Below are 14,046 nucleotides of genomic sequence, written 5' to 3' on the forward strand. Positions count from 1 at the left end.
ATGGCTGGAGGAGCGATGCCCACCGCTGGGCTTAGCCCGCTGCGCGATGAACTGATCCTGCACGCGGGACCGGCTAACCGTGACGGTTCGCCCAGTTGGACATTGGAAGATCCGCTGCGTGGTCTCTATTTTCGTATCGGCTGGGCAGAAATGGCAATGCTATCGCGCTGGTCGATGGGGAATACCTCGCAGATTGTCGCCGAGATTAACCAGACTTCCGCGTTGACGCTTGATGACAGCGATGTGCAGTACTTCAACCGTTTCTTGCAGGCCAACAGCCTGACGCGTGTTTCCGGCGATGAGGCGCTGGCGCAGTTCTCTCGTCAGGTAGAGCAATCGCGTGTCTCGATGTGGCGCAAGCTGCTAAAGAATTATCTGTTCTTCCGCATTCCTTTATGGCACCCGGATCGCTTTCTGGGTGCCACGCTACCGTGGATTGAACCCTTTTTCAGTCGTACTTTTCTTAAACTGACGCTGCTGGTGGCCGCGCTGGGGTTATTCCTCGCCGGACGCCAATGGGAAACGTTCAAACATACCTTTCTACATTTCTTCACGCTGGAAGGGGCGGCACTGGCAGGACTGACGCTGTGCTTTACCAAGATCCTACATGAGTTTGGCCACGCCTACACCTGCAAGCGCTTTGGTGCGCGGGTTGCCACCATGGGCATCGCGTTTCTGGTGATGATGCCAGTGCTGTACACCGATACGTCCGGTTCGTGGAAGCTCACCCGCCGCCGACAGCGGATGGCGATTGGTGCAGCGGGTATGATGACCGAACTGGCGTTGGCGGCATGGGCAACGCTGGCATGGAGCTTCTTGCCGGACGGTATGCTGCGCAGCGCCGCATTTATGCTGGCGACGACGACCTGGATCATGACACTGGCGATTAACCTCAGTCCGTTGATGCGCTTCGACGGCTATTTCCTGCTTTCTGATGGGTTGCAGGTGCCGAATCTGCAAAACCGAGGCTTCGCGATTGGCCGCTGGCAGATGCGGGAATGGCTGTTCGGCTTGGGCGATGCGCCGCCGGAGCACTTTCCCCGTTGGCTACAACGCACGCTGGTGGGTTATGCCTTTGCGGTGTGGATATACCGTTTCTTTCTGTTTACCGGTATCGCGATTCTGGTTTACCACATGGCGTTCAAGTTATTAGGAATGCTGCTTTTCGCGATTGAAATCGGCTACTTCGTGGTGATGCCCGTGGTGAATGAAGTACGCGAATGGAGTAAACGCCGTAAGGATTACCGTATGAACCGTAATATGACGACAACGCTGGCCGTGAGTACCGTGGTTCTGCTTTTGCTGATGATTCCCTGGCAGCGTAGCGTGTACGCACCGGCGCTGCTGCGGGCGGAACAGCAAAGCAGCCTGTACATGCCTGTGCCTGCGATGATTCAGCGCATTGAGGTGCAGGTCGGTCAGCCTGTGCGCGCCGGGCAAACGCTGTTTACGCTGTCGTCTGACGCACTGGCGCATGAACGGCAACAGCTTGAACGCCAGATTGCCACATTGAACTGGCAAAGCACCTTTCAGGTATTCAACAAGGAAGCCGCAGGCGATCACCAACGCGTGAAGCAGGAGCACGAAGCGGCACTGCAAAAGTTGCAGGTATTGCAGCGCCAGTCTGAGCAGTTGACGGTGCGTGCGCCGATAGACGGCGTAGTGGCAGATATGGCGACACCGCTGGAAGCGGGCGAATGGCTGGGGCAGGGCGAGTGGCTGGCGGTGGTGACCAAACCAACCGGCGGACTGGTGGAAGCCTTCGTGTCGGAGAAAGACTGGCAGCGGCTCAGCACTGGCGCAAAAGGCACGTTTTATTTACAGGATGTCAGTCGTTCATCGTTGCCGCTCACGATTGTGGAAATCGCCAGTACGGCGACCCGCGATCTGAATGCGGCACCGGAGCTCGCCTCGGTATATGGCGGTGATATTGCCACACTGAGCGATGCACAGCGCAAGCTGCACCCTGAACAGGCGATGTATCGCGTATTGCTCAGCCTGCCTGCCGATTACCGTGCTCAGCCGCAGGTACTGCGCGGCACGGTGGTGATGGACGGTGAAGCTCAAAGCCTATTGGTTCGTGGCTGGAAAGTGGTATCCGCCGTGCTGATCCGCGAGCTGTCATTCTGATTAGTTTTGATTTCTGCGATGTCGATCCTGACTTTCTTCCCGCTATTGCCAGATTGTTGTTTCTTCTGGCAGTGGCGTGAAGGAGGGCGCTTAACTCCTCGATTATGTTGTTGCTGTTATCTCCATTCTATCTGTTTAAAATAGCTGGTTTTTTTACATTAGTGACAAGGCAGCGACGTGATATCGAGATACACGGGGCTACCACGGTGCGAGGTGTCCCTGCGGGAACCTCATCACCGTGTTTCCCTTAATATCTGGCATTGGCCGTTACCTTGAACCACAGTGAAAAATTATGATTTAACCAATGGAACACAAGAGGGCTGACTGTGAAGCGATCTGTCTTGTTGTTGGTGGGAGCCATGCTGGCACCCTATGGCTATAGTGCACAGGATAATGCCGTGTCGTTATCCGTTTCGGGCTTGAATACCGTGTTGGATAATGGCTTGCTGAAAGTCACATTCGGTGAGGATGGCAGCGCGGTGAGCATGGTAACGGGAGGTAAAAATATCGTCACCAACCTGTCCGGTGCGGCGCGTGACCCGAGCAAAACCCGTAGTGCTTACCTCGACTATTACGTTAAAGGCGTCAAAGATTTTGTTCCCGAGCGTGTAGAGGTGCTGCGCAACGATCGTGAGATGGCGCATGTGGCCTATATTGACGATCGCGGCGGGCTGCTAAAACTTGAATATCACCTGATTATGCGGCGCGGCGTTAGCGGGCTTTATAGCTATGTGGTGGCTGAAAATAGCGGAAGTCAGAATGTTAACGTCAGTGAACTGCGCAACGTTTATCGCTTCGATCCTGCGCGGTTAGACCACCTCTACAGCGGTGTTCGTCAGGGCAAACCGCTGCTCTATAGCCAGCTTGAGGCCTCACCAAAGGTGCAGGATGAAACCTGGCGACTGCCGGATGGCAGTATCTATTCCAAATATGATTTCGCTGGCTACATGCGTGCAGCGCCTTTCTGGGGCGTTTTCGGTAACGGCGTAGGGGCATGGCTGATTCACGGCAATCGGGAGTATTTCTCTGGCGATGCGCTTAAGCAGGATTTGCTGGTGCATCAGGATGCGATCATTCTGAACTATATGACGGGGTCGCACTTTGGTACGCCGGATATGAAAGCCCCGCCGGGCTGGAAAAAATTCTACGGACCGTGGCTGCTCTACATTAACCAGGGCGATACCAAGCAGATGCTAGCGGATGCACAGCGTCAGGCGCTGACAGAAACGGTTAGTTGGCCGTACCAATGGGTGAACGATTCTCGCTATGCGTTCGAACGCACGCAGGTTAGCGGACGCGTTGCCAGCCAGCAGCCCGTCACCGTCGTGCTTTCATCATCATTGGATGAGCCGTTTGATGTGCAGACCCGCGGTTATTCGTATCAGGCAACGACGGACTCGCAGGGATATTTTGCTATTTCTCATGTCCGTCCGGGCAATTACCATCTAACCGTGTACGCCAACAGCGGTACTCAGCCAGGGGTATTGGCAGAGCAAACGCTGTCTGTTTCCGGTGATAAGCAAGCGCTGCCGGTGATAACGCTGCCTAAAGCGGAACCGGTTGTTTGGGCGATTGGACAGGCCAATCGGCTGGCGAGCGAATTTCGCTTTGGTAACGAGGCGCGCAATACCCGCTGGCAGCATGAGGTTCCGGCAAATCTGACGTTCGATATTGGCCGCAGCGACTATCAGCACGACTGGTATTACGCACAGACTAAACCGGGAAAATGGGATATCCGTTTCGCTCTGCGGCCGGAGAAGAAAACTTATTTCCTGAACATCGCACTGGCGGCAGCCAGCAACAGCGGCATGAGTGAACCGTCCACGCCACAGTTGGCGGTAATGGTAAACGGCACCACGCTGGAGACGCTGACTTACGAGAACGACAAAACCATCTATCGTGGTGCGCTACAGAGCGGTCGCTATCACGTTGCCCGTATCCCGGTGTCATCCCGTTTCCTGAAAAACGGCAACAACACCATCACACTGCAATTAAAAGGCGGTAGCGTGATGTATGACGTGGTGACGTTAAGCGAGGAATAAACGCAGTTTCAATAACGTGAAGGGGCGTGGGCAGGGATAGTCCACGATAAAAAAGCGCAGGAGCGATTTTCAACAACGCGAAGCGTTGGGTTTCAAAGAAGGGCTGGCCCGCATTTCGCGGGCCAGTGAGAAGGAGAATTAGTGGGAACTGCCTTTTGATGCGCCGACGCCGGTTTGTGAGCGGACAAACTGTGCGTGGAAGCGAGCGCGTTCCTGCTGTCCGGCTTCGGAACGATCGGTGATGGAGAAGAACCAGATACCGATAAACGCGACCAGCATGGAGAACAGTGCTGGATAATCGTAAGGATAAATAGGCGTGGCGTGGCCGAGAATTTTCACCCAGATAGTCGGCCCCAATATCATCAGAATGACGGCCGTTAACAGCCCCGCCCAACCGCCAATCATGGCACCGCGTGTCGTCAGCTTCGACCAGTACATGGAAATGATAATGATCGGGAAGTTACAGCTGGCAGCGATAGAGAACGCCAGCCCGACCATGAAGGCGATGTTCTGGTTCTCAAACAGGATACCGAGTGAAATCGCCACGACGCCCAGCACCAGTACGGTGATTTTCGAGACTTTCAGCTCATCACGTTCTGTCGCTTTCCCTTTCTTAATCACGTTGGAGTAAAGATCGTGAGAAACGGCAGAGGCACCTGCCAGCGTCAGCCCGGCAACGACGGCCAGAATGGTGGCAAAGGCCACGGCGGAGATAAAGCCGAGGAAGAAGTCGCCGCCGACTGCATCAGCCAGATGCACTGCCGCCATGTTATTCCCGCCAATAAGTGCGCCCGTCGCGTCCTTAAACGCAGGATTGGCACTAACCAACAGAATGGCACCGAAGCCGATGATGAAGGTCAGGAAGTAGAAATAGCCCATGAACCCGGTGGCATAGAACACGCTTTTTCGTGCTTCTTTCGCATCGCTGACGGTGAAGAAACGCATCAGAATGTGTGGGAGACCCGCTGTACCGAACATCAGACCTAATCCGAGCGAGAGCGCGGAAATTGGGTCAGAAACCAGCCCGCCAGGGCTCATGATCGACGCGCCTTTTGGGTGAACCGCCATTGCCTGCTTGAACAGCGTATCAAAGCTGAATCCGACAGATTTCATGACCATCACAGCCATGAAGGTGGCACCGAATAGCAGCAGGACGGCTTTGATAATCTGTACCCATGTAGTGGCGAGCATGCCGCCAAACATCACGTACATCACCATCAGAATACCGACGAGTACCACGGCAATGTGGTAATTGAGGCCGAACAGCAGCTCGATAAGTTTCCCCGCGCCCACCATCTGTGCGATGAGATACAGGGCCACGACCACCAGCGAGCCACAGGCAGAGAGGCTACGGATTGGGCGCTGTTGCAAGCGATAGGAGGCGACGTCAGCAAAGGTATAACGCCCGAGGTTGCGCAGCCGCTCTGCGATCAGAAACAGGATAATTGGCCAACCGACTAAAAAGCCAAGTGAGTAGATCAGGCCGTCGTAGCCGGAGGTATAGACCAGTGCAGAAATACCGAGAAAGGACGCGGCGGACATGTAGTCGCCCGCAATCGCCAGCCCGTTCTGGAAACCGGTGATGTTGCCGCCAGCCGTGTAATAATCACTACGTGAGCGCGTTTTCTTCGACGCCCAGTAGGTGATATACAGCGTGCCGCCAACGAACAGCAGAAACATCACGATGGCCTGAATATTCAACGGCTGGCGCTGGACATCCCCCGTGAGTGCATCCGCCGCCCATGCAAGCACTGGCAGCGTCAACAGCCCGAACAGCATCATAAAGCGTATTTTCATTGCTTTACCTCATCCAGTAACTGCTTGGTCAGACGATCAAATTCACCGTTAGCGCGATACACATAGACGCCTGTCAGAATGAAGGAAATCGCAATCAATCCCACACCAATCGGAATGCCGCGGGTAATGCTGGAACCAGGAGCAATCGGCGTTCCTAGCCAGCCGGGGGCAAAGGCGATGAGCAGAATAAAGCCGACATAAAGCACCAGCATGATCAGCGAGAGAAAAGCAGCGAAACGCTGCCGCTTATTGACCAGTTCTCTGAATAAGGGGTTACTTTCAATCCGTTGATAAATGGCATCATTCATCGTAAGTCTCCAGTAATCTGTAGGGTTGAGTCTTACCGCGAGTCACCGCCTGATTTAGCGCCAGCCACATCCCCGCAAGCCACGTCATGGCTTACGGGAATGAAGAGAGCGGTGGGTCAGAAGGTTATTGAGAGGCGGTACTCATGGCCTGCTTTTCTTCGAGCAGTTTTTCGACGACGCCAGGATCGGCCAGCGTTGAGGTATCCCCCAGATTGCTGGTGTCACCGGCGGCGATCTTACGCAAAATACGGCGCATGATTTTGCCGGATCGCGTTTTGGGTAAGGAGTCTGTCCAATGTAGAATGTCCGGCGTGGCAATGGGGCCGATTTCCTTACGCACCCAGTTGCGCACTTCCGTATACAACTCGCTGGACGGCTCTTCGCCGTGGTTCAGTGTGATATAGGCGTAAATAGCCTGCCCTTTCATATGGTGCGGGATGCCGACCACGGCAGCTTCGGCAATCTTGGGGTGGGCAACGAGCGCTGATTCGATTTCTGCCGTCCCCAGACGGTGCCCGGAAACGTTCAGCACGTCGTCAACGCGACCCGTGATCCAGTAATAACCATCCTCGTCACGGCGTGCGCCGTCGCCGCTGAAGTACATGCCTTTAAAGGTGGAAAAGTAGGTTTGCTCAAAGCGGTCGTGATCGCCAAACAGGGTTCGTGCCTGACCTGGCCAGGAATCCACAATGACCAGATTGCCTTCAGCGGTGCCTGCCTGCGGGTTGCCGAGGTTGTCGACGAGCGCAGGCTGGACACCGAAGAACGGACGTGTCGCGGAGCCCGCTTTCGCCTCGATCGCGCCGGGGAGCGGGGTGATCATGAAGCCGCCCGTTTCCGTTTGCCACCATGTATCGACGATAGGGCATTTACCATTGCCGATTTTGTTGAAATACCACTCCCAGGCTTCCGGGTTGATTGGCTCACCAACAGAACCCATGATCCTGAGCGATTCACGCGATGTGCCCTCGATCGCTTTATCACCTTCAGCCATCAGTGCACGGATCGCGGTCGGCGCGGTATAGAGGATGTTGACCTGATGTTTATCGACCACTTGTGCCATACGGCTGGCATCTGGCCAGGTTGGCACGCCTTCAAACATCAGCGTAATCGCACCGCATGCCAGCGGGCCATAAAGCAGGTAGCTATGCCCCGTGACCCAACCGACGTCCGCCGTACACCAGTAGATGTCGCCAGGGTGGTAGTCGAAGACATACTTGAAGGTCAGTGCGGCATAAACCAGATAGCCACCGTGGTGTGCAGTACGCCTTTGGGTTTACCGGTCGACCCTGACGTATAAAGGATAAAGAGGGGATCTTCCGCATTCATTTCTTCTGGCGGGCAATGGTCGTCTGCTTTTTCAACCAGATCGTGCCACCACAGGTCGCGCCCATCTTTCCATTCACCGCCCTTTCCCGTACGACGGAAAACGATAACGCTGGAAATAGTGGTGACGTTCGGATTCTTCAACGCCTCATCAATATTCTTCTTCAGCGGGATCACCCGTCCGGCACGTACGCCTTCATCAGCGGTAATGACCAGTTTGGCGCTGGAATCGATGATACGCCCGGAAATCGCTTCGGGAGAGAAGCCCCCGAAGATCACCGAGTGAATCGCGCCGATTCTTGCACAGGCCAACATGGCTACTGCTGCTTCCGGCACCATCGGCATATAAATGGCAACGACATCGCCTTTCTTGACGCCTTGTGACTTCAGTACATTGGCGAAGCGGCACACGGACTGGTGCAGCTCGCGATAGGTGACTTTCTTGCTTTCTGTTGCGTCATCGCCTTCCCAGATAATGGCGGTTTGATCGCCACGTTCTGCCAGATGACGGTCTAGGCAGTTTGCTGCCACATTAAGCGTCCCGTCCTCAAACCAGCGGATACGGATGTGGCCAGGGTCGAATGAAGTGTTCTTAATCGTTTCATAGGGTTTGATCCAATCGACGATCTTTCCCTGTTCACCCCAAAAGGTGGCGGGATCGTCAACGGACAGCCGATACATATTTTCGTATTGCTGGGCATTTATCAGTGCATTTTCCGCAATTGTAGCGGGAATGGCGTGTTTATTATGTTGTGTCATAGCGCTTCTCCTTAAACATGTTAATGCTATGTCAAATAATGGTTAATTGTAGTTAACCCGTTATCTTTGTTTCTTTTTTGCGCGATTGATCACGCAATGCAGGAAAAGCAATGAAGCGTTACTTAAAAGATAGTCTTTGGGTTCAGAAAACTGGCTGCTTTTTTTGGGGAGCCAAAACGCGATAAGTGATGTATGTCACAATATGAAAGTCAGTAGAATTATCTATGCTGTTATAATGTCATTAACGATCAATTCATTGTTTTCAATAGATTATGTCTATCGTTATCAAGTTTTTGATCGCCCTTTACGATCAAAGGGTATAAAGATCCCGCTTATTCAGCCGATAGTAAAAATCCTGTTCAGAGTATATTTCTACGTGAGCCAGCTATTTAGCGCACTCGAGTGTGTTTCATATGTTGATATTTTGTTCTATTTGTTAATTATATGTAGGCTATTAATGAAATAGATTTATCTGATTATCAACGGGCAGATAAGTGTGAATAATCTACACTCTAGGTGGTTGCATAGCACAGATGCTGGCTTTCTTAAAAAGAGTAAAGGTGCCGCTCAGCAAGTCGCTGACAACAAAGAAAAGTGAAATGTTATTTTTGTGTCTTATTCAGAAATATCCGGTTTCCAAAAATAAATAACATAGATATACCCAACCTCACTGACGTCGAGTAAGGCGGCAGATGTTTGAGCCTTGGTAGCCTAAGAACATGTAAAGAGTTCTGGTTAGTGATTTCACCTTCTTCATCAGGTGATTTCCTGGGGTAGGGAAGAACACTATTAATCCGGAAACCTTTTGTATTCCGGTAGGTTGATTGCTTATCAATGGTGCACTGTGAGGACATGGCGCGCTGTGAGATATCTTTTTACATAGCATGATGCAGAGGAAACAATGAGTCTGATATTTGGCCGGAATGAGATTTTAGGCATGCTTTCTCAACCAGTTCAGAATGATCGGCGTGCTGTGGCAGTGATTGACGAGAAATGTAAAGTCGTCTGCGCAAATTCTGCCTTCAACGCCCATTTTGGATTGCGTGCTGAAATGAATACGCCCGTCTCAATTGATGATGTGCTACCTGTCAATGTGAAGTTTGCCTATCACGACTTTATGACGGATGCGAACGTGTTGAGTACACGCGTGGTGTCGGATCTGTTGTCTGATGGCTTTACGAAAAAGCAGCTCAGTACGCTGTCTTTTTCTAAGCTGAACGTTGAAAACCGAGTGCTTTCTTTGCTAATTCTGAACCAAGATACGGTTGAGTCTTCAACAAATTTGGCTTCATAAGTTTGAAGAATCGTAGATTATCTGGCCGGAAGAGTAGACTCGCGCATTTTCCAGTGGAAGATAATGGCAAAAGAAAAATTATCGTTATTAATAACGCCATTGTTGCTAGCATAGGTGCGTTTTATTAATAGCAAACGATTGCCTTAAATTGTTCTCCCACACTCGTTTACGGGCAGTAAAGCGATAAAACAGTACCCATTTTCCTAGCATGGAGAATAAAAGCCCATTTTATTAGCCACAGGGATGTGAAAAACAAGTTAAAATAAAGAGTTAACTATTTTATTGTATATAATATGCCTCTTTAAAATAAGCAGCGAAACGTTTCGATTTTATCCTATTTTTCTCCTCTCTATTCCCTTTCGCTTGTGCTCGCTCACGAATTATCCCTTTAAGCGTCACTGTTTATTAAATACGAGTAATAAGCTCTGAAAAATTTCTTTATTTTTAACCTGTTGAACCCCGAAGTGGCGGTAAGTGAAATAAGTAGACCCTCGTCTAATTATTGATGTGATTAAGCCAATATAGCCTTTCCGACTATGCAGTACATGTTGATGAGAACGACGTTATTTTTTACGCGTTCTGGCATGGTTTACCAATATTGACGACACGTTTCCCGTAATGGTTTTGTTTTATTCACAATGCATCATTTCAATTATTTTTCGATTTTTAGTTCCCCTTTTTACTCCCTCAACTGGCATAGCTTCTGAAAACAAGCGTTTCTTATGCGATAGGGGATAAATAATGGTCAAATTTCGTACCCACCTGTTGGCGCGTGCTTTACGTGCCGGGGTACTTGGGGCATCGTTTGCCTCAGTGCTGCCAGTGGCAGCGGTCTATGCTGCATCTGTCCAATCATACGCGGTGTCATCAGGTCCGCTTAATCAGGTACTCAATCAATTCGCACAACAGGCTGGTGTATTACTTTCTTACGATCCGGCATTAGTAGCAGGTAAACGTGGCGCGGGATTGCAGGGGAACTACAGCGTTGAGCAAGGTTTCCAGCTGATTCTTGGCAGCAGTGGCTTAAATGCACAGTACAGTGCCGATGGCAGCGTGACGCTAGTACAGCGTACGGCGAGTGAACCCGTGCCAGTTTCAGCGCCTGTTACTGCTAAAAACGATCGAATCGTTGTCACTGCACCACCGAATACCGCGATGAAGCTGGATGTGCCTATTTCAGAGACGCCGCGTGCGGTTGCGGTCGTGACAGATAAACAGATCGAGGAGCGCGGAGCACAAAAAATCGATCAGGCGCTACGTTACAGCAGCGGGATTCTGGCTACGCCATATGGGCCGGATAATAAAGCCGAATGGGTGACCATTCGTGGATTTAGCGATCAATCCCGCTTCCAAAATGGCCTGGCTACGCTGAATGAAGATGGGTTCTATGGCCAGCAGATTGAGCCATTTGGCGTCGAGCGTATCGAAGTGCTGAAAGGTCCCGCCTCTGTTCTGTACGGGCAAAACCCGCCGGGTGGTCTGGTTAACGTCATTACTAAACGACCTACGCGTTTGCCGCAGGGAAAAGTGGAACTGGAATATGGCTCTAACGACTATCGCCATCTGGCCATCGACAGCGCAGGTCCGTTGAATGATGAGGGTTCGGTGCTGTACCGCGTTGTCGCGCTGGCGCGTGATACCTCGGGCGAGATGGATTTCTCGAAGAGCAAACGTTTCTATTTAGCGCCAAGCGTTACGTTCCTTGGAGAAAATACAGAACTGACGGTGTTAGCCAGCTACATGGATACAAAGTCTGACACGACCAACGGCTTTAAGCTGCCGTACGGTACATTACATGGCACGCCGTTTGGCAAAGTTGGCTATAAAACGTCGCTAGGCGAGCCGGGTATGAATCGCCACGATACCCGACAGTTCAACTTAGGCTATGAGTTTACGCATCATCTGAACGACACCTGGACGTTCCACCAGAACCTGAACTATGCCTATCTGAATTTGGATCTGCGTAATGCTTATGCAATCAGTATGGTTGATGATCGCCGTGCCGACCGTGGGCTGACTTACCGCGACGGCTTTGCGCAAAATTGGGCTACGGATAACCGTTTAGTTGGCGAATGGCAGTGGGAAAATATTGAAAATACGCTATTGCTCGGTTTTGACTATCGCCGAGCCAATACACAAAGTCACGATGCTGATTTATCACCTTATAATTCAGCACAGTATCGGTTCATTAATGACCCGATTGATATTTTCAATCCAGTCTATGGCAACTATATGCTGCGTGACGATCAACTTTCTTACCACCGCTCTGGCCGTCATCAGAACGGTTACTATATCCAGAACCAGATCAAATATGATGAACGCTTGATCTTCTTGCTGGGTGGGCGTTACGACCAGTCAAAATCACGCACGCAAAATGAAATTATCGGGATTGATTCCCGCACGGATGACTCTAAGTTTACGAAGTCTGCGGGAGTGATGTATCTGTTTGATAATGGAGTTTCTCCTTATATCAGCTATGCAGAATCTTTCCTGCCTATCGCCGATTACGATGCATCAGGACGGCAATATAAACCGACGATGGGCAAGCAAACTGAGGTGGGCGTTAAGTACACTCCGAGTGGGTTTAACGGCTATGCCTCAGCTGCCGTTTTCAATCTGAATCAGGACAATATCCTGACTACAGATATCAATAACCCTATTCGCCGGGTGCAAGCGGGTGAAGCACGTTCTCGTGGCGTTGAGGTAGAACTGAGCGGCGAGGTGTATTCCGGTCTTTCAGTGACAGCCAACTACACGTACAACAAAGTTGAGACAACGAAGTCTGGCACCGTGGAGGAAGTGGGGAAACGCCTGGCAGGCTTGCCGTTACATAGCGCTTCTGCATGGGCAACCTACGCTTTCTCTGGCTCACTTGAAGGGCTGACGGTAGGGAGCGGTGTACGTTACGTTGGAAGTTCATTCGGCGATAAAATTGAAAGTCGGAACTTGAAAGTCCCAGCTTATACATTATGGGATGCGATGATCGCCTATGACTTCAGTAAAGACTGGCGATTGCAGGTTAATGCCACCAACCTGACAAACCGTGAATATGTCAGCGCTTGCGATTTCTGGTGCTATTACGGCGAAGGCCGTAACGTCAACGCGAATGTCAGTTATCGCTGGTAATTCCTCGTCTCGAATATCACTGAAAGCCCTTGGGCTACTATTTTACGCCCGTTATTAGATACCGTCTTGCCAGCTATCTGGCAAGACATATCTCAGCATCGAACGGACGACCCGATTTCAGCACCCCGTAAGCCAGTTGCAGCAGCTTTTTCATTGCTGCACACACCACCACTTTCCCTGACTTATTACGGGCATTCATCCGCTCTCTCAACGCAGCTACCGCCGGGTTATACTGCATCGCAACTATCGCTGGCATATACAGTGAGCGGCGCATTATGCTGTTACCCATCTTCGAGATCCGACTTTTTCCCTTCCACTGTCCTGACTCCTGCTGCATCGGATTCAGCCCTGTCCACGCCACCACCGCCTTACTGCTGCTGAACCTCGACATATCGCCCAGATACGCCAGCAGCGTACTGCTCAGCACACCTGCTATCCCGGGGATCGACTCCAGCAGTTTCCTGTTTTTCCTCAGCCCCGGGTCATTATCGATATGGTCGTTTATTGCCCGCCGTGTCTCTTCTGACTGGGCATCCAGCATGGCTATCACTTCGCTGATGGAAGGCTGCACCACTGCATCCGCTGTCTCCAGACGATTTTCTTCCATCTGCTTCATCTCCAGCAGATTATTCAGGCGGTTTACCAGAGCCCTGAGTTTTCTTTCATTCAGCGGGATCGGCTGCCATTCCACCGGAGAGTGCTGACCGCAATAGCGCGCTATCATACGTGCATCGCCTTTGTCCGTTTTGTTACGGCTCAGCTCGCTGCGACCGAAGGATTTAATACGCGCCGGATTTTCCACGCTGACGACATAACCCGCATCACTCAGGAAGGTGGCCAGCGGCTCGCTGTAAACCCCGGTCGCTTCCATGCAGACATGACATTCACCAAAGGGCTCAAGCCAGGTTTGCAGCGCTTTAAAACCTTTAGGGGTATTGGGGAACACTTTGGTTTTGTAGGATGTGCCGCCTTTCCAGACCGCTACATCAAATTTCTGTGAGGCGACATCAATACCGACAGGCGTGAGTGTATGCATTGCTTTTCTCCTTGTGAACATATCAGAGAACCGCCATGACCTTCCTTACAGATGCGTGCTCGAAGCACAGGATACCGTCCGGTCTTTGCTGGCGGGAAATAAGCCGCAGGGGATGAATCTAAAACACAGGCTGTGAGCCCGAGGGGAAACCCCATCTCACCCGCGACTTCCCGATGATCAGTCGGGGATCATAATACCCTGAGGAGAATGATCGAGATATAAGGGGAA

At 51.5% G+C, this 14,046-nt stretch carries 7 protein-coding genes and 1 pseudogene; 4 read left to right on the forward strand and 4 right to left on the reverse strand.

What is annotated here, in order from left to right; translation table 11 throughout:
* A complete protein-coding gene (locus tag EDI29_RS20440) occupies nucleotides 1–2,130 on the forward strand; it encodes an HlyD family efflux transporter periplasmic adaptor subunit (RefSeq protein ID WP_137742355.1) in 2,130 nt (709 codons plus the stop codon).
* 326 nt (nucleotides 2,131–2,456) lie between these two features.
* On the forward strand, nucleotides 2,457–4,172 hold the full coding sequence (locus EDI29_RS20445) for a polysaccharide lyase family protein (RefSeq protein WP_193555683.1): 1,716 nt from the start codon (nucleotides 2,457–2,459) through the stop codon (nucleotides 4,170–4,172).
* A 138-nt stretch (nucleotides 4,173–4,310) separates the two neighbouring features.
* Here the strand turns inward: EDI29_RS20445 and actP are convergent, their stop codons facing one another.
* The 3 genes and pseudogenes from actP to acs form a co-directional block, all read right to left on the reverse strand.
* Nucleotides 4,311–5,969 carry a cation/acetate symporter ActP gene (gene actP / locus EDI29_RS20450; protein ID WP_010295745.1) on the reverse strand — a complete coding sequence of 553 codons (1,659 nt, stop codon included), beginning with the start codon at nucleotides 5,967–5,969 and terminating at the stop codon, nucleotides 4,311–4,313.
* Entirely contained in the window at nucleotides 5,966–6,277 is a 312-nt protein-coding gene (locus EDI29_RS20455) for a DUF485 domain-containing protein (RefSeq protein ID WP_010295748.1), read from the reverse strand. The genes actP and EDI29_RS20455 overlap by 4 nt, the downstream gene beginning before the upstream one ends.
* Before the next feature lie 124 nt (nucleotides 6,278–6,401).
* Nucleotides 6,402–8,362: pseudogene (acs, locus tag EDI29_RS20460) on the reverse strand (acetate--CoA ligase).
* A gap of 901 nt (nucleotides 8,363–9,263) precedes the next feature.
* Here acs and EDI29_RS20465 point away from each other — a divergent pair.
* Entirely contained in the window at nucleotides 9,264–9,656 is a 393-nt protein-coding gene (locus EDI29_RS20465) for a transcriptional regulator (protein WP_137742356.1), read from the forward strand.
* A 741-nt stretch (nucleotides 9,657–10,397) separates the two neighbouring features.
* Nucleotides 10,398–12,782: a TonB-dependent siderophore receptor gene (locus EDI29_RS20470; protein WP_137742357.1), complete on the forward strand. Its 2,385-nt coding sequence runs from the start codon at nucleotides 10,398–10,400 to the stop codon at nucleotides 12,780–12,782.
* 73 nt (nucleotides 12,783–12,855) lie between these two features.
* Here EDI29_RS20470 and EDI29_RS20475 read toward each other — a convergent pair whose 3' ends face one another.
* Nucleotides 12,856–13,818 (reverse strand): IS110 family RNA-guided transposase, encoded by a 963-nt coding sequence (locus EDI29_RS20475; RefSeq protein WP_137742186.1) that lies wholly within the window; start codon nucleotides 13,816–13,818, stop codon nucleotides 12,856–12,858.
* Nucleotides 13,819–14,046 lie beyond the last annotated feature (228 nt).

Source organism: Pectobacterium polonicum (genome assembly GCF_005497185.1).
Classification (GTDB): Bacteria; Pseudomonadota; Gammaproteobacteria; order Enterobacterales; family Enterobacteriaceae; genus Pectobacterium; species Pectobacterium polonicum.

Coding starts and splice junctions, on each gene's coding strand:
- EDI29_RS20440 (WP_137742355.1), top strand. CDS start 1: ATGGCTGGAGGAGCGATGCCCACCGCTGGGCTTAGCCCGCTGCGCGAT.
- EDI29_RS20465 (WP_137742356.1), top strand. CDS start 9,264: ATGAGTCTGATATTTGGCCGGAATGAGATTTTAGGCATGCTTTCTCAA.
- EDI29_RS20475 (WP_137742186.1), bottom strand. CDS start 13,818: ATGCATACACTCACGCCTGTCGGTATTGATGTCGCCTCACAGAAATTT.
- EDI29_RS20470 (WP_137742357.1), top strand. CDS start 10,398: ATGGTCAAATTTCGTACCCACCTGTTGGCGCGTGCTTTACGTGCCGGG.
- EDI29_RS20455 (WP_010295748.1), bottom strand. CDS start 6,277: ATGAATGATGCCATTTATCAACGGATTGAAAGTAACCCCTTATTCAGA.
- actP (WP_010295745.1), bottom strand. CDS start 5,969: ATGAAAATACGCTTTATGATGCTGTTCGGGCTGTTGACGCTGCCAGTG.